Raw genomic sequence first — 16,927 nt, 5'->3', positions numbered from 1 at the left:
AGCGATCCCCGTCGGTATGCTTCACGGCCGCGCTCCCACCCGGGGCGCGGTCGTTGCTTTTCAGGGCTCCGGCATCGCCCGCCACTCATCCTCGCCGATGACGATGTAGCGGGTCACGGCCCGGCCATCCCAGTGATAGCGCAAGGTGCGGGCCTGCAGGATGGGCGGGGTGATCAGGTCGGGGTAATAAAGGGCCGCGGCCAGGCCCTGGGGCCAGCGCACGCTGGGGTACAGCACGCCGTCGCTGCCTTGGGCCTTCAGCCGCTTGCCCAGCGCCTGGCCCGCCGACCAGTCGTCCGGCGCCAGGCAGTCCCGGAAGGCCTCGCCGCGCACATCATGGAAGGTGCCGGCCACCCGGCCCGTCAGCTCGCGGAACTGGGCATCGGCGGCCGGCTCGTTCGTCATGCGCATGAAGCGGCCGTAGTGATGGACGGTTTCCATCAGCGCCACCTCGAACCGGTCCCCACAATACCATACGCCAAAGGCGCCGTCGGAAAAGCGGCTGGGCCGGTCGGTGGAGGTGTGGGTGAAGGCGCCCATGGCCAGGCTGGCGCCAGGGCCCGACAGGCGGCGGTCCCGGGGCACCAGCGACAGGTCGCCCACCTCATCCCGGACGCGCGGATTGGTCTTGGCCTCCGCGCTGGCGATCAGGTCCCAGTCCGCCGGGTCGGCGATGTCCTCGAACAGCCAGACGGGCGGGTAGATGGTGCGGACGATGCGGTAGGCTGGACGCCAATCCAGGGCGGTGGTGGGGGGCAGGGCCGCCGTCACCACCCGCCGCGCTCCGCGTCCAGATAATTGCGAACGGCGGTCAGGTCCGCCGGCGCGCCGGCCAGCATGCGCTGCAGCGCCGATTGGCCGTTGAAGGCGGCGTTGGGCTTGGCCACCCAGGCATAGGCGCGCTCCGGCTCCATGAACAGATAGCGCAGGGCCTTATGGATGCCCATCAGGTCGCCCAGGCGCCACAGCAGGTCGGGCGGCAGGCTGCCGATGTCACCCCGTTTCCAGCGATAGAAGGTGGAGGGGCTGGGCTGGCCCAACAGCACGCGGGCCTGGCCGTCATCCACCCCCCACAGGCGGAACAGGTTGAAGACGGCCCGCAGCATGGCTGCCCCCTCCGCCTGGGTGACGGCGCCGGGGATTGCGGTATCGGGCGCACTGGCCGGCAGGGCCTGGGCCATGGCGATCTCCTTCATGCCAATTGGCAGTCAATATAGTCCTGACTGCCAATTGGCACAAGCGCCAGTCCCTCGAGCCCGTTTCTTCAGTCGCGGTAGCTCAGCCACACCGTGTCGGCCGCCCGCTTAGCCAGCGCCCGCGCCTCGTCGGCGGTGGCGCCTTCGGCCAGGGCCACGCCCATGCGGCGATAGGGCCGGGTGGTGGGCTTGTTGAAGATGCGCACCTCCACGTCATGCTCGGCCGTGCCCAGCGCCAGGGCGTCGGCCAGGCCTTCCACGCCGAAATGGCTGGAGTCCTGGCTGGCCAGGATGACGGCGCTGGCCGTGGGCCCGCGCAGGGTGATGCGCGGGATGGGCAGGCCCAGGATGGCGCGGGCGTGCAGGTCGAACTCCGACAGGTTCTGCGACATCAGCGTCACCATGCCGGTGTCGTGCGGGCGGGGCGACAGCTCGCTGAACACGACGTCGTCGCCGGCCACGAAGAACTCCACCCCGAACAGGCCATAGCCGCCCAGATTGTCCACCACCTTGCGCGCCATGTCGCGGGCGGTTTCCAGCGCTTGGGCGTCCATGGGCACGGGCTGCCAGGATTCCTGGTAGTCGCCGCGCTCCTGCCGGTGGCCGATGGGCTCGCAGAACACCACGCCGTCGCGCGTGCGCACGGTCAGCAGCGTGATCTCATAGTCGAAGGCGATGAACTCCTCGACGATCACCTTGCGGCGGTCGCCGCGCATGTTGGCCACGGCGTAGGTCCAGGCGGCTTCCAGTTCCTCCGCCGTGCGCACCGTGCTCTGCCCCTTGCCGGAGGAGGACATCACCGGCTTGATCACGCAGGGCAGGCCGGTATGCGCCGCCGCCGCCTGCACCTCTTCCAGGCTTTCGGCGTAGCGGTAGCGCGAGGTGCGCAGGCCCAGCTCCGTGGCCGCGACCTCACGGATGCGGTCGCGGTTCATGGTCATGTAGGTGGCGCGGGCGCTGGGGACCACGGTGTGGCCGGCGGCCTCCATCTCCTGCAGCACCTCGGTGCGGATGGCCTCCACCTCCGGCACGATATAGTCCGGCTTGTGGCGCAGGATGGCTGCCTTCAGCGCCTCCCCGTCCAGCATGGAGAACACTTCGAACTCGTCGGCCACCTGCATGGCCGGCGCGCCGGCATAGGCGTCGCAGGCCACGACATGGGCGCCGTAGCGCTTGGCGGAGATGACGAATTCCCGGCCCAGTTCGCCCGAGCCCAGCAGCAGGATTTTGGCGGTCGCGGTCATGATGATGGCGGTCCCGGCTTAGAAATATTGGGAAAGGTTGCGGCGGATGCGGGCCAGAACCCCGTCCGGGTCGCGGGCGGGCACATAGGTCTCGCCCGTGATCATCTCATAGGCCTGGATGTAGATGGCCGCCGCCTGCAGCACCACGTCGCCCGGGATCTCCGGCACATCGTCGGTATAGGGGTCGCAGCGCGCCACCACCCAGCTGCGCACGAAATCCTTGTCGAAGCTCTCCGGCCGCTCCCCCGCCTCGAACTTGGCGGGGTAGGTTTCGGCGAACCAGTAGCGGCTGCTGTCCGGCGTGTGGATCTCGTCGGCCAGGATGATGTTGCCGGCTTCGTCCAGGCCGAACTCATACTTCGTGTCCACGAGGATCAGGCCGCGCCGGGCCGCCAGTTCGCGGCCGCGGGCGAACAGGGCCAGCGCCTTGGCCGACAGCTCGTCCCACTGGGCGGCGGTCAGCAGCTTGCGCTCCACGATCTCGGCCGGCGACAGGGGCTCGTCATGGCCGCCGTCGAAGGCCTTGGTCGTGGGGGTGATGATGGTCTGGGGCAGTTTCTGATTGGGGCGCAGCCCGTCCGGCAGGGTCACGCCGTACATCGTGCGCTCCCCCTTCTTGTACATGGACAGGATGGAGGTGCTGGTGGTGCCGGCCAGGTAGTCGCGCACCACCACCTCGACCGGCAGGATGTCCAGGCGCTTGGCCACCACCACGTTGGGATCGGGATAGTCGATGACGTGGTTGGGGCACAGGTCGCGGGTGGCCTCGAACCAATAGCGCGCCGTCTGGGTCAGCACGGCCCCCTTGTGCGGCACCGCCGTCAGGATGCGGTCGAAGGCGCTGAGGCGATCGGACGCGATGATGATGCGCCGCCCGTCGGCCAGATCATAGTTGTCGCGCACCTTGCCCCGGTAATGCCTGGGCAGTTCCGGGATGGTGGCGTCGTCGAGGACGTTGGCGGGGGCGAGATCGGAAGGGGTGAGGTCCACCGGGCACCTGAGGGGTTGCGGCGCGCCCCGTCATTGTCGGATCGGGGCGCGGGGTTGGAATCGCGCGCGATCCTAGTGCGGTCGCGTCCGTTTGACCACTGCGCGGAGGGCGGGGGGCCTACCCATCGCCGCCTGGTCAGGACGTTGTGCCCCGTGGCCCGACACCTCCCCCCGGATCTCTATATCCGGAGGGCTCGCCGGGTTATGGTGACGGCCCCTGGACCAGCCAATGCCCGGTTGATGCCGCTCCGTCTCCGCCTCGCCCTGACCTTCGGTATCCTGGTGGCCGTGGCCACGCTGGCGGCGACGCTGGTCATCGGCGGCCTGGCGGCCCGCCGGGTGCGCACCGACATCGCCCGCCAGATGGCGGACATCGCCTTCCAGACAGGGGACAAGCTGGACCGCGGCATGTTCGAACGCTGGCGCGATGTGCAGGTCGCGGCGTCACTGACCAGCGTGTTCAAGGTGGGGGCCGACGAGGACCGGCAGCGCCGGTGGCTGGACCGGCTGAAGCAGACCTTCCCCTCTTACGCCTGGATCGGCTTTGCCGACCCCTACGGCCGAGTCATGGTTTCCGCCGACGGCCTGCTGCAGGGGGCGGATGTGTCGCAGCGCCCCTGGTTCACCGCCGCCCGCGACCATGGCTCCTTCGCCGGCGATGTGCATGAGGCCAAGCTGTTGCAGAAGGTGATGGGGTCGCCGGACGGGGAGCCCCTGCGCTTTGTCGATGTCGCCGCCGCCGTGCATGACGAGAATGGCGGCGTGCAGGGCGTGCTGGGCGCCCATCTCAGCTGGAGCTGGGCGACCGAGGTGACGCAGTCGGTCCTGGGGGCGGCGGCCGAACGCTCGGGCGTCCAGGTGCTGGTGCTGTCGCAGAGCGGAACCGTGCTGCTGGGGCCTGAACCCTTCGTGGGGCACGACCTGGCCGTGGCCCGTGACGCGGGCGACCGCCCCATGATCCAGTGGCCCGATGGCGGGCCGGACGACTTCCTGATCGGCATCAGCCAGAGCCAGGGCTATCGCGACTATCCGGGCCTGGGCTGGTGGATTATCGCCCGCCAGCCGGCGGCCGTGGCGCTGGCCCCGGTGCAGCAGTTGCAACGCCTGGTGGCCGTCGCCGGCGGCGGCATCACCCTGCTGGCCCTGCTGATCGGCTGGTTCGCCGCCGGCCGCCTGGCGGCCCCCATCGAGCGCCTGACGGTTGCCGCGGAACGGCTGCGTCTGCACCCGCTGCCCCAGGCGGAGGGGTCGGAGGACCCTCTGGATGCCTTGCCGGCCGTGGCAGGGGACCGTGAAATCGTGTCCCTGGCCGGCAGCTTGCGCATGGCCTTCGCCACCATCCGCGCGCAGGCGGGCGAACTGGCGCAGACCAACGTCCGCTTGGAAAGGCGGGTGGAGGAGCGCACGGCCGCCCTGGCCGCCGCCAACATCCGGCTGATGGACGACCAGATCCGGTTGGAGGGACAGGCCGCCGCCCTGGCCGCGCTGGCGGCGGAGCGGGACCGCGCCCGCGCCGCGGCCCAGGCCGCCGATGAGGCCAAGTCGAATTTCCTGGCGGCCATGAGCCATGAGGTGCGCACGCCCCTGAACGGCATCCTGGGTATCGCCCAGCTGCTGCTGGCCGGCCCCCTGCCGGCGGAGGTGCGCCCGCAGGTGCGGACCCTGCAGCAGAGCGGCCAGTCGTTGCTGACCATCGTCAACGATCTCCTGGACGTCTCCAAGATCGAGGCGGGCAAGCTGGTGCTGGAGGATTTGGCCTTCAGCCTGGAGGAACTGGTCGACGGGGTGCGCTGCTTGATGCTGCCCAGCGCCCAGCAAAAGGGCCTGTCGTTGACCATGGCGCTGGACCCGGCGCTGACCCCGGCCTACCGGGGCGACCCGGCGCGCCTGCGCCAGATCCTGCTGAACCTGGTCAGCAACGCCGTGCGCTTCACCGACAGCGGCGGTGTCACCATTGCCGTCGCGGTGGCGGGCGGCGGTGCTGATGACGCCGTCGCCGGCGCCGCCCCCCTCCTGTTCTCCGTCACTGATACGGGCGTGGGTCTGTCGCCCACCCAGGCGGCCCGCCTGTTCGAACGCTATGCCCAGGCGGACGAGACCATCGCCCGCCGGTATGGTGGTACGGGACTGGGCCTGGCCATCTGCCGGGACTTGGTGGATCTGATGGGGGGGACGATCGGCGTCGACAGCCGCGAGGGGGCCGGCAGCCGCTTCTGGTTCACCCTACCCCTGGTACCCGCGGCCGCGGAGGATGTCGCGCCGCTGGCCCAAACTACCACGGAGGTTCCGGTGCCGCCACCCGCCGCATCCGTGGTGGGCGGCCGTATCCTGCTGGTGGAGGATGACGCGGTGAACCAGCATGTCGCCCTGCTGCTGTTGCGCCGCGCCGGCTATACCGTGCACCTGGCCGAGGATGGCCAGCAGGCGCTGGATATCCTCGCCGCCGAGACGTTCGACCTCGTGTTGATGGATATGCAGATGCCCGTACTGACCGGCCTGGAGGCCACGCGCCGGCTGCGGGCGATGGAGGCCGGGACGGGGCGCCATGTTCCGGTCATCGCGCTGACCGCCCACAGCCTGTCGGACCGCGTCGACGACCATTTGGCCGCCGGCATGGACGACCATCTGGTGAAGCCGTTCGACCATGACCGGTTGCTGGATCGTGTCGCCTTCTGGCTGGGCCGTGCCCGGGGTGACGGGATGGAGGTCAAGGCCGGGGAGCCACCGCCCAAGGACGCACAAGGGGATGCCCCCATCTTCGATCCGGCTGTGCTGGGCCGGCTGTCGGCCCTGGTGCCGCCGGACCATTTCCGCACCGTGATCCGCGAGATGGTGACCAACGGCCTGGCCCGCGTGGACCGCATCGCCGCCCAGGCGGGCGCTGGGGATGTGGCGGCGCTGAAGCGCGAGGCGCACAACCTGATCTCCACCGCCGGCAGCGCGGGGCTGGGCCGCCTGCAGGCGCTGGCCCGGACCCTGGACAGTGCCTGCGCCGCTGGCGATGTCGACCGCGCCCGCCGGGTCGCCGGCACCATCGCCGCCGTGGGGACCGACGACTGGCGGCGCCTGGATGATTTGCTCCCGGCCCAGGGGCGGGCGGACGGGCCGGAAACCCCGGCGCTTTGATCCGCCGCCGCTGCGACTTTCTGTCTTTTGCCGCATCGCGCTTTCCCGTTGACGCCCATGTTGCGCCGCGTTAAAAACATGTTACGTTATACTATAACATAACGAAAACCAGCAGTTGGGGCCTGTCTCCACCCTATCCAGCCGTCGCCGACGTCCGTGCCGCCCGTGTCCGGACCGTGGTGACGGCTGGCTTGGGGTCAACGGAGGCGGCTTGAAGGGAAAAGGGTCGTCCTTAAAAGTGGGCGGCTTGCAGGAAAGGTGGGAAGGTATGGCTTTCAAGGTGGGGCGCGCCGGGATCCTGGGCGTCATTCTGTTGGGTTCGGTCAGCACGGTGGCGCTTGCCGCCGATGATCCGGCGGCGGAGCCGGCGGGCGCCAGCGGCCAGCTCGGCAACAATTCCGCCAGCGGTCCCATTCCGGAAATCGTCATCACCGCCAAGCGCCTGCTGGATGCCCGCAACAGCATTCAGCCCGAATTGGGCGCGTCCTCCTACAAGCTGGACGAGGCCGCGCTGGAGGCGCAGCCGGGCGGCCTGAACAACGGCCTGAACCAGGTGATGCTGCAGGCGCCGGGCGTGGCGCAGGACAGCTTCGGCCAGCTGCACATCCGGGGCGAGCACGCCAACCTTCAGTACCGCATCAACGGCGTCATCCTGCCGGAAGGCATCAGCGGCTTTGGCCAGACGCTCAGCCCCCGCTTCGCGCACAGCGTCAGCCTGGTGACCGGCGCGCTGCCGGCGCAGTACGGCCTGCGCACCGCCGGCATCATCGACATCCAGACCAAGTCGGGCGCCTTCGACAATGGCGGCGACATCAGCGTCTATGGCGGCAGCTACAACACGCTGCAGACCAGCTTCGACATCTCGGGCTCTTCCGGCACGCTGAACTATTTCGCGTCGGGCGATTTCAAGACCAGCGGCGTGGGCATCGAATCCCCCGACGGCAGCGGCAAGCCCAACCATGACCGCACCGAGAACGGCCGCGGTTTCGTTTTCGTCCAGGACATCCTGGACCCCGACACCCAGGTCAGCCTGATGGCGGGGACGGAACGCGGGCAGTTCCAGATTCCCACCCGGTCCGGCCAGTCGCCCAGCCTGGGCTACAGCTTCAACGGCCAGACCGACTATCCCAGCGAGAAGATCGACGAGGACCAGCGGGAAATCACCCATTACGCCGCCGCCACCTATCTGAAGGCGCTGGACGCGGTGACGGTGCAGTCCTCGATTTACGGCCGCTATTCCAGCCTGTGGTTCAAGCCCGACCCGGTGCCGGACCTGCTGTACAACGGTATCTCGCAGGAAGCCTACCGCCGCTCCATCGCGGGCGGCTGGCAGACGGACGGCAGCTGGGTGGTGAACGATCAGCACACCCTGCGCGCCGGCCTGCTGCTGCAGGTCGAACGGTCCTCCGGCAAGACCACGTCGCAGGTGTTCCCGGTGGATGACAGCGGCGCCCAGATCGGCAGCACGCCCACCACCGTGCGCGATGATTTCGGCAAGACCGGCTACAGCGAAAGCGTCTACATCCAGGACGAATGGAAGTTCGCCCCCAACTGGACGCTGAATGTCGGTGGCCGGTTCGACAGCTTCCAGCAGTTCGACAGCGAAAGCCAGTTCAGCCCGCGCGTGAATCTGGTGTGGCAGCCGACGCAGAAGACCACGCTGCACGCGGGCTATTCCCGGTACTTCACGCCGCCGCCGTTCGAGTTGGTGTCCAACACCGCCGTCTCCAAGTACGCCGGCACCAGTGCCGCCGCCGCCAGCAGCGTCAACGACGCGCCCAAGGCGGAGCGCGCCCATTACTTCGACGTCGGTATCGAACAGAAGCTGACCGACGCGCTGACCGTGGGATTGGACGGCTATTACAAGAAGTCCAAGAACATGCTGGATGAGGGCCAGTTCGGCGCCCCCATCATCCTGACGCCCTTCAACTATGACGAAGGCACCCAGAAGGGTGTCGAGCTGTCGCTGACCTACGCCGTCGACAACTTCCAGTCCTACGCCAACTTCGCGGTGTCGAAGGCGGAGGGCAAGAAGATCGTCTCCAGCCAGTTCAGCTTCAGCCAGGATGACCTGGATTACATCTCCAACCACTTCATCCCGGTGGATCACGACCAGCGCTTCACCGCCTCGGCCGGCGCCAGCTACCGCATCGACAAGACGCTGCTGACCACCGACCTGATCTACGGTTCCGGCCTGCGCGCCGATGGGGCCACGCCCAACGGCGCCGCCCTGGCGGGCTATGTCCAGGTCAACCTGGGCGTGGTGCAGACCCTGAACCTGCCCACCGTCGGGCTGATGGACGTGCGGTTCGACGTCATCAACCTGTTCGATGAGAAGTACGAGATCCGCGACGGAACGGGGGTCGGCGTGGGCGCCCCGCAATATGGCCCGCGCCGCGGCTTCTACTTCGGCCTGACCAAGATGTTCTGATCCAAGGCCGCCGCCGGGGTCGTCCCCGACCCTGGCGCTGGCCCCTGGATCGGTTTCCCAAGGCCCCCTCACTGCCTTGGGACTCCTGGTTTGACGAAGTGTTGCCTGATCCCTGATGGTGGGCCCGGGGGGCATGGTTCTCCCGGGCCCGCTTCATTTTAAACACCATCAAAATATTCGACGCCCGGATGCCAGTGGCGGGCGCCCCTGGAACGCTGTATCAAGGCGCCTGGCGGTTGGCCGCCCGCGAGGTTCGCCGCCTGAACGGTGCGCCGCCGCGGCGGGACGCGGCCGCGTGGGAATAGGGCAACGGGCATGAGCATCAGCGTCTTCGAACTGTTCAAGGTGGGCGTCGGCCCCTCCAGCTCGCACACCATGGGGCCGATGACGGCCGCCTGCCGCTTCGTGCGGCGGCTGGCCGAAGGCGGGCGCTTGGACGCCGTGGCGCGGGTCGAGGTGCAGCTTTATGGCTCCCTGGCCCTGACTGGCCGGGGCCATGCCACCGATACCGCCGCCATCATCGGCCTGACCGGCCAGATGCCGGCCGACGCCGATCCCGACGCCTGCGCCGCGCTGGTCGCCCGCGTGCTGACCAGTCGCCGCCTGCCGCTGAACGGGGCAGGCCACGAGATCGACTTCGATGCCGAGCGTGACATCCGCTGGGAAGGCGGCAGCCAGCTGCCCTTCCACCCCAATGCCATCACCTTCGTGGTGTTCGACGCCACCGGCGCCGAGCTGGCGCGCGGCACCTATTACTCCGTCGGCGGCGGCTTCGTGCTGGATGAGGATGAGGCCCGGGCCAACGCCCCGGCCAATCCCGGCCCCGCCGTGCCCTACGACTTCGCCAACGCCGACCAGTTGCTGGACATGGCGGCCAAGGGTGGCCTGACCATCGCCGAACTGATGCGCGAGAATGAGCGCGCCGGCCGCACGGATGCGGAGATCGACCAGGGTCTGGACCGCATCTTGGCCACCATGGACGCCTGTATCGACCGCGGCATGCGCGAAACCGGCATCCTGCCCGGCGGGCTGGACGTGCCGCGCCGCGCCGCCAAGATTCACGCCCAACTGCTGCAGCGGCAGGAACGCATGCTGCGCGACCCGCTGTCGGTCATGGACTGGGTGAACCTGTGGGCCCTGGCGGTGAATGAGGAGAACGCGGCCGGCGGCAAGGTCGTGACCTCCCCCACCAACGGGGCGGCCGGCATCATCCCGGCGGTGCTGCGCTATTACGAGCGCTTCCACGATCCCGACCGCCGCCGCCTGCACATCTTCCTGCTGACCGCCGCCGCCATCGGTGGCCTGTACAAGCGCAACGCCAGCATCTCCGCGGCCGAGGTCGGCTGCCAGGGCGAGGTGGGCGTGGCCTGCTCCATGGCCGCCGCCGGCTTGACCGCCGCCATGGGCGGCACCAACGCCCAGATCGAGAACGCGGCCGAGATCGGCATGGAGCACAACCTCGGCCTGACTTGCGATCCCATCAAAGGCCTGGTGCAGATCCCCTGCATCGAGCGCAACGCCATGGGCGCCATCAAGGCCATCGACGCCGCCCGCCTGGCCCTGATGGGCGACGGCACCCACAAGGTCAGCCTGGACCGCGTGATCGAAACCATGCGGCGCACCGGCGCCGACATGAAGGACCTGTACAAGGAAACGTCCCTGGGTGGCCTGGCGGTGAACCTGCCGGAGTGTTGAAAACGGAAAATTCTAGGCAGTGGATTTCCTGCCTAAACCGATAGTCGCTTTATGTTATTAAGAGCTGAGCTGATTAAGCTCCCTGCGTTTATATGAAAATATTGAGAGGTGATCATGCAAAGTGATGTGCCTACTATAATAGAGAGAGTCCCGACCTGGTATCAGTTCTTGAAAGACTTTGCTCCAACAGCAATAACATTTCTGACGGCGTTTGTGGCCATTGTTGTGAATGTTTCATTCAACAGACGCTCTGCATTGAATGCAGAGCGGGATGTCACAATATCGTCGGAGAAATTGAGGCTAGATTTATATGAAAGGCGATTCTCTATATTTGTATCTATATTCGATCTGTACGAAATAGTTATAGGCTGGTCAAATTCTCCCGACCAACACCTTGTTCGTGCTAAATTTCTTCGGGCTCATCAGGAGGCATTTTTCTTATTCCCTAAAAAATCTGGCATTTATGAAATATTGACCGACATAAAAGGTATGGCTGATAAAGTTATAGGCTTTAAAAGCATAGAAAGAGATTTATTCAATGGCGGAGGTGATGAGTATTATAGAAGGCAGAGGGAAATGAATTACATCGTGACGACGGGTTTTGAACAGGCTCTCAATTCATTAAGGCTGGCTATTTCAGATTATATAGTTTTCAATACTTAATTATATCTAGTGTGGTCTTCCGGATTTACTCCGCCGCCACATACCCCGGAGGATGGCTGGCGGCGTAGCGCCGGGCCAGGACGGCGCAGACCATCAGCTGGATCTGGTGGAACAGCATCAGGGGCAGGACGATCATGCCCACGGCGTGGCCGGCGAACAGCACGTTGGCCATGGGGATGCCGCTGACCAGGCTCTTCTTCGATCCGCAGAACACCACGGCGATCTCATCGGGGCGCGACAGGTGCAGGCGGCGGCTGACCAGGGTGGTGATGACCAGGATCAGGGCCAGCAGGGCGCCGTCGACCAGCACCACCTTCAGCAGGCTGGCCGCGTCCAGCTGGTGCCAGATGCCCTCGTTCACCGCGTGGCTGAAGGCGCCGTAGACAACCAGCAGGATGCTGGCGCGGTCGACGGGGCCCAGCACCTTCTTGTTGCGCGCCACCCAGCCGCCGATGCGGCCGCGCAGCAACTGGCCCAGCACGAAGGGCAAGAGCAACTGCACGAAGACGGAGGTCAGGGCGTCAGCCGAGAAGCCCGCCCCGGCTTTGCTGAGCAGCAGGCCCACCAGCACCGGCGTCACCACCATGCCCAGCAGGTTGCTGGCCGAGGCGCTGCAGATGGCCGCCGCCACGTTGCCGCCGGCGATGGAGGTGAAGGCGATGGACGACTGCACCGTGGAGGGCAGGGTGCAGAGGAACAGCACGCCCAGGTACAGATCCGGCGTCAGGATATACAGGTTCACCAGCGGCTTCAGCGCCAGCCCCACCAGGGGGAACAGCACGAAGGTGCACAGGGTCACCAGCAGGTGCAGCCGCCACTGCGTCAGCCCGCCGATCACCGCCTCCCGCGACAGCCGGGCGCCATAAAGGAAGAACAGCAGGAAGACGGCGACGTCCGTCGCCCCGTTGGCCACGCCGATCATGCCGCCCTTGGCCGGCAGGACGGAGGCCAAGGCCACGGTTCCCACCAGCAGCAGGGTGAAGGTGTCAGGCTTCAGGCGCGCCAGCCACAGCAGGACCGTGGAGGACTTGTGGGACGGCGGCATGGACGGGGCGGGGGCGGTTGTGGCGGGAACGGACATGGCGGCCAACCTTGGACGGATGGTGGGATGAGGGCAAGGGGCGGAACAAGATGACGCACCATCATAAAGTGCTGGACGGCTCATCGTGAAGACTGCTTACAATTGTTACTGAAATCACGTTTGTGAATGACCGTATCGTGGTTGGGGATGGGGTATGCTGGACACGACACTGCTGCGCACGTTCATGGAGGTGGCGCGCGCCCAAGGGTTTACCGAGGCGGGGCGGCGGCTGGGCCTGCGCCAATCCACCGTCAGCCAGCAGATCGGCCGGTTGGAGGAGGCGGTGGGCCGCCGCCTGTTCGTGCGCGACACCCATACCGTGCGCCTGACCGCGGACGGCGAGGCCCTGGTGGAATACGCCCGCGCCATGCTGGAGCTGGAGGAACGGGCGCGCCAGCACTTCGCCGGCGCCGACCTGCGCGGCCGGGTGCGGTTCGGCGCGGGGGAGGATTTCGTCATCTCCCACCTGTCGGACGTGCTGGCCGCCTTCGTACGCCGTCATCCGGCGGTGGATCTGGAGCTGACGGTGGGGCTCAGCGGCTTCCTGTACCAGAAGCTGGACGCTGGCGACCTGGATCTGGTGCTGGCCAAGCGGCGGCCGGGCGACACGCTTGGCCGCCCGCTGTGGCGCGACCGCTTCGTCTGGGCAGGGCGGGAGGGGGAGGCGCTGGACCCTGCCAAGCCCGTGCCCCTGGTGCTCTACACCCCGCCCAGCATCAGCCGGTCGGTGGCGCTGGAGGCGCTGGAGCGCCATGGCCGCGCTTGGCGCATCGCCTGCGTCAGCGGCAGCCTCAGCGGACTGCGTGCCGCCGCCCTGGCCGGGCTGGGCGTCACCGTCCAGCCCCGCGCCATGCTGCCCAGCGGCATGGCGGAGGTGCCCCACCTGCCGCCCCTGGTGGATGTGGAGTTCGTCTTGGCCGGCCCCGGCGCCACCGGCCGTGGTCCGGCGGCGGCCCTGGCCCAGGCCATCATGGACAGCGCGGTGAGGTTGCAGGGGGCGGCGTGATCAGCAGGGCGCCAGCCATCCCCGGTAATGCACGATCAGTCCCCCCAGCGGATGGCTGATGCGGACGTCGAAGCGGAAGCGCGCGCCGTCTGGTGTGGGCTCCGCCGTCTCGGTGGCGTCGCTGCGGGGCGCCAGCCACAGGGGCAGGGGCAGGCCCAGCAGCGTCCATCGGCGCAGGACCAGGCGCACCGCCCCGTCCTCGCTCACCAGGGCCTGCGCATAGGCGGCGGGGCCGAAGCGTTCCAACACCATATGGGCGTTCCGCCCCTGGCCGGCGTCCAGGCGGCTGGCGAAGCGGCGGCCGCCGAAATCCCGCATCCAGCGCTCGCCGCCCTCGGGCGCGCGGGTCAGCGTGACGCTGACGGGCACGTCCGCGCCCGTGGCGGGGAAACCCACCAGCAGCGCCGCCAGGCGGGCCAGCAGGCTGCGGCCCCGGGTCACCGTGGCGCGGCCGCGCCAAACCGCCGGCGTCCCGGCCTCGACCCCATGCAGCGCGCGCCAGACGGCGGGCTGGCGTGACCATGCCTCGGCGCCGATGACCTGGCGGAACACCGGCCCCGCCGCCTCGGCGGCGTCCCGCACCCCGGCGCGGATGGCGCGGCCGGCGAACAGGGCGTCGAAATCCGCCAGCTCCAGGTCCGTGGCCGCGCGGGCGCCCGGGGCAGGGGGATGGCCTGCCAGCCAGCGGCGCACCAGGGCGGCGGCCGGTAGGGCGGGGATTTCGGGGCCGTCGTCCCCCTCCGCCACCAGGTGCCATGACCGGGTGGCCGGCTGGTCATCGGGGTCGCGGCCCGTGACCTCCACCACCAGGCCGCCGCGATGCTCGCCCCAGCGGAAAACTCCGGCGCCCCAATGGAACAGGGGCGCCAGGGGCAGCAGGCTGGGCACCAGCCGCAGGCGCACCAGCCAGGCCAGCGCGGTCATGATGCGGTGGATGCTTTCCGGCCGCGTGCCCGCCCCCACCCAGATATCGCGCAGGTCCGGCCACAGCCGGGGCATGACCTGCAGGTCGGGCACCTCGACCAGGGCGAAGCGGGTGTTGCGCAGGGGCAGGGCGCCGGGCGGGGCGATGGTGCGGCGCCGCGTCTCCGTCAGGGCGTGGGCCCGCGTCCAGGCGCCGTCACGCCGCAGCGTCACCGGCTTGCCGGCATAGCTGGCGATGGCGCGCAATACGTTGGCGCCCACCACGGCGCGCGGGGTGGGCGCCACGCCGATGCTGACGCCCGTCACCGCCGTCCAACCCTGCGTCAGGTGCCGCACCGCCGCGGCCGTCAGGGCGGGGAAGGTGCTGGCCCCCGACAGCAGCGCAACGCCCCGGGCGCGGGCGGCGGCATCGAACGCGGCGATGCCGGTGACGAAATCGGCGCCGTCCGCCAGGTCCAGATAGGGCAGCCTCAACTCCAGGCAGGCCTGAACCACGCGATAGGGGGCGTCGCCATAGACCTGGAAGGGGCCGGTGGCGTCGATCACCACGTTGGGGCGCGCGGTCGCCACCAGGGCTGTCAGCTGGGCCGTCAGGTCGCCATCGCGGTCGAATGCCAGCGGCGACAGGACCGTGGCTCCACCCCGCTGCGCCAGCGCGGCGCAGAAGGCCGCCGCCTTGGCCGCCGAGCGCCCGGCGATGACCAGGGTTAGCCCCGGCTCATTAGCCAGCAGCCGCGCGATCCGGCCACCAAAGGTGCCGTACCCGCCGATGATCAGGACCCGCAGGCCACTCTTGGACATCCGTGCACCCTCTCCACGCGGCCCAGTGGCGCGCCGGCGCCATGTAGGCATAGTTCGCCGCCCAAGACAAAGGGACCGGAGCGCGTCTTGAGGGCGGAGCCGCGCCTTGCCCAGGCTTGGCGTAGTGTTTGTCGGTGACCGTGACCAACTCCGAGGGGCTGGCGGTCATCGGCCCGGTACAAGTGTACAGTAATTGTGGGGGTTGAGATGGGGGGAATCCCAATGCCGGGTCATGAGCGCGAGGGGTGTGTTGGCCCATATACCACTATAAAGTAATCCGATTCGACTGAATGTGTCTCCATCATCTCTCGTTGCCTGACTACTTCCGTATCGGTGGGGCTTTGTCTGTTTCTTTTGTTTTGATGGAATGCGACAGAATGCCGCCTGGTCTTGAGTATGTATGGTGATGGCATTCGCGGTGGGTGATGTGCCGCCGCAAAATGTTGAAATCACTAGGAAATTGGCTCGATGATAGCGCTATTCCGTATGTACGGACCCGCTAAATATAAACGCGTTAATTGCAAAACATCGTTGACAGATTTGCGTCATATTTCTCCAAATAGTTCATCCATTGCGGCAAATGAGAAACATTGTTGCCGCTGATGGCGCTGTGGTCCTGTCAACTGGCGGTCAACCGTGCCCACGCTTCTCTTCCATCGCCGTTCCCGGGTCGAGCCTGTGCTGCAGTCAGAGGCGGCGGAATGCGGCTTGGCCTGCCTGGCCATGGTGGCGGGGTACCACGGGCACCGGGTGACGTTGTCGGAGCTGCGGCGGCGGCATGCGGTGTCGCTGAAGGGCACGACGCTCAAGACGCTGATCGCCATCGCCGACGCCCTGGGTTTCACCAGCCGGCCCTTGCGGCTGGAGCTGGACGACCTGCCCAAACTGAAGCGCCCCTGCGTGCTGCATTGGGACCTGGCGCATTACGTGGTGCTGAGCCGGGTGACGCCGCGCTGGGTGGAGGTGCACGACCCCGCCAGCGGCCTGCGCCGCCTGACCCATGCCGAGGTGTCCAAGCATTTCACCGGCGTGCTAACTATGACTCCGACTCGGTGTGTTGGTCTGAGCGCTTTGGGCGGTGGTATTATTGGGGGCGCTTTTGGTGCTTTTGGCGGCCCTGCTGGGGCTTATGCCGGGGCGTCGGTGGGGTTAATTGCCGGGGGATTTATAGGCGGATTTTTTTGCCCGTCTAATTCACCCACATCTTAGGTTGTTTGTCCTGAGATTCGAATAAAATAAAGCATTGACGCAAGAAAAAAATTTTAGCTTCCATCAAACTAATAATATATTGTTTGGTGGAAACTCTCTTTTAGTTGTGTAAAAATGAAATATACTTATATAATATATGTAATATTTTTTCTTATGGTGGCCGTTTTATCTTTGTATTAAAAAGCATTAAATGGAAAGTTTTATTAGCATCTCTAACCTTATCCGGTATTATTTATATGTTATTTATTAATAAATAACATATGCGCTCAATTTTAAATAATTCATGAATTTATCGTTTTTGCGTCGTTGATCTTGGTTTTTCTATTGTGTCAAGATTTGCGCCTCTTGCGTGGATTCGGGATCAGAAGTCTACTGTGGAGTGCTTTGATATCGCTCGGGAAATTTCCTATGGTTGTGAGTCATACAATTATATCAACGGAATTTCACGCTATTCCAGGTATTTCATTTAACCCGATCTTGCTGTGGGGGACAGCCTCCGACGAGGCTTCAGAAAGGAAATTTGCCCTATGACTTGCGGTCCTCGGTTGCTCGATGGCGGAC

At 66.5% G+C, this 16,927-nt stretch carries 12 protein-coding genes; 6 read left to right on the top strand and 6 right to left on the bottom strand.

The features are described 5' to 3' along the window. Positions 1–60 precede the first annotated feature (60 nt). The 4 genes from FBZ90_RS10245 to FBZ90_RS10230 form a co-directional block, all read right to left on the bottom strand. A complete protein-coding gene (locus tag FBZ90_RS10245) occupies positions 61–774 on the bottom strand; it encodes an RES family NAD+ phosphorylase (RefSeq protein WP_145731688.1) in 714 nt (237 codons plus the stop codon). Continuing rightward, entirely contained in the window at positions 768–1,181 is a 414-nt protein-coding gene (locus tag FBZ90_RS10240; RefSeq protein WP_145731685.1) for an MbcA/ParS/Xre antitoxin family protein, read from the bottom strand. Before FBZ90_RS10240 ends, FBZ90_RS10245 begins: the two co-directional genes overlap by 7 nt. Positions 1,182–1,264: 83 nt before the next feature. Further along, complete coding sequence (gene purT, locus FBZ90_RS10235; RefSeq protein ID WP_145731683.1) at positions 1,265–2,440, bottom strand: formate-dependent phosphoribosylglycinamide formyltransferase; 1,176 nt, start codon at positions 2,438–2,440, stop codon at positions 1,265–1,267. Positions 2,441–2,458: 18 nt separating this feature from the next. Then, the gene (locus FBZ90_RS10230; protein ID WP_145731681.1) at positions 2,459–3,430 is read right to left on the bottom strand and encodes a phosphoribosylaminoimidazolesuccinocarboxamide synthase; all 972 of its coding nucleotides are present in this window, start codon (positions 3,428–3,430) and stop codon (positions 2,459–2,461) included. 240 nt (positions 3,431–3,670) lie between these two features. Between FBZ90_RS10230 and FBZ90_RS10225 the strand changes: the two genes are divergently transcribed. From FBZ90_RS10225 to FBZ90_RS10210, 4 genes are all read left to right on the top strand, one after another. Beyond that, positions 3,671–6,556, top strand: coding sequence for a hybrid sensor histidine kinase/response regulator (locus FBZ90_RS10225; RefSeq protein WP_186455713.1), 2,886 nt, complete (start codon positions 3,671–3,673; stop codon positions 6,554–6,556). A gap of 268 nt (positions 6,557–6,824) precedes the next feature. Then, entirely contained in the window at positions 6,825–8,987 is a 2,163-nt protein-coding gene (locus FBZ90_RS10220; protein WP_246130268.1) for a TonB-dependent receptor, read from the top strand. A gap of 315 nt (positions 8,988–9,302) precedes the next feature. Then, positions 9,303–10,682: an L-serine ammonia-lyase gene (locus FBZ90_RS10215; protein ID WP_145731677.1), complete on the top strand. Its 1,380-nt coding sequence runs from the start codon at positions 9,303–9,305 to the stop codon at positions 10,680–10,682. Positions 10,683–10,796: 114 nt separating this feature from the next. Continuing rightward, a complete protein-coding gene (locus tag FBZ90_RS10210; RefSeq protein ID WP_145731675.1) occupies positions 10,797–11,345 on the top strand; it encodes a hypothetical protein in 549 nt (182 codons plus the stop codon). A gap of 25 nt (positions 11,346–11,370) precedes the next feature. Here the strand turns inward: FBZ90_RS10210 and FBZ90_RS10205 are convergent, their stop codons facing one another. Further along, on the bottom strand, positions 11,371–12,426 hold the full coding sequence (locus FBZ90_RS10205) for a bile acid:sodium symporter family protein (RefSeq protein WP_420872592.1): 1,056 nt from the start codon (positions 12,424–12,426) through the stop codon (positions 11,371–11,373). A 154-nt stretch (positions 12,427–12,580) separates the two neighbouring features. Between FBZ90_RS10205 and FBZ90_RS10200 the strand changes: the two genes are divergently transcribed. Then, complete coding sequence (locus FBZ90_RS10200) at positions 12,581–13,432, top strand: LysR family transcriptional regulator (RefSeq protein WP_145731673.1); 852 nt, start codon at positions 12,581–12,583, stop codon at positions 13,430–13,432. On the opposite strand, the gene FBZ90_RS10195 is transcribed toward FBZ90_RS10200, so the two are convergent. Continuing rightward, a complete protein-coding gene (locus FBZ90_RS10195; protein ID WP_145731671.1) occupies positions 13,433–15,157 on the bottom strand; it encodes a saccharopine dehydrogenase family protein in 1,725 nt (574 codons plus the stop codon). A gap of 636 nt (positions 15,158–15,793) precedes the next feature. Between FBZ90_RS10195 and FBZ90_RS10190 the strand changes: the two genes are divergently transcribed. Further along, complete coding sequence (locus FBZ90_RS10190; protein WP_145731669.1) at positions 15,794–16,366, top strand: cysteine peptidase family C39 domain-containing protein; 573 nt, start codon at positions 15,794–15,796, stop codon at positions 16,364–16,366. Positions 16,367–16,927: the final 561 nt, after the last annotated feature.

It is taken from the genome of Nitrospirillum pindoramense, from assembly GCF_007827955.1.
In the GTDB taxonomy this organism is placed as follows: domain Bacteria; phylum Pseudomonadota; class Alphaproteobacteria; order Azospirillales; family Azospirillaceae; genus Nitrospirillum; species Nitrospirillum amazonense_B.
Note: the sequence above shows the minus strand (reverse complement) of the source record. Positions and strands in the feature narration are given on the sequence as shown.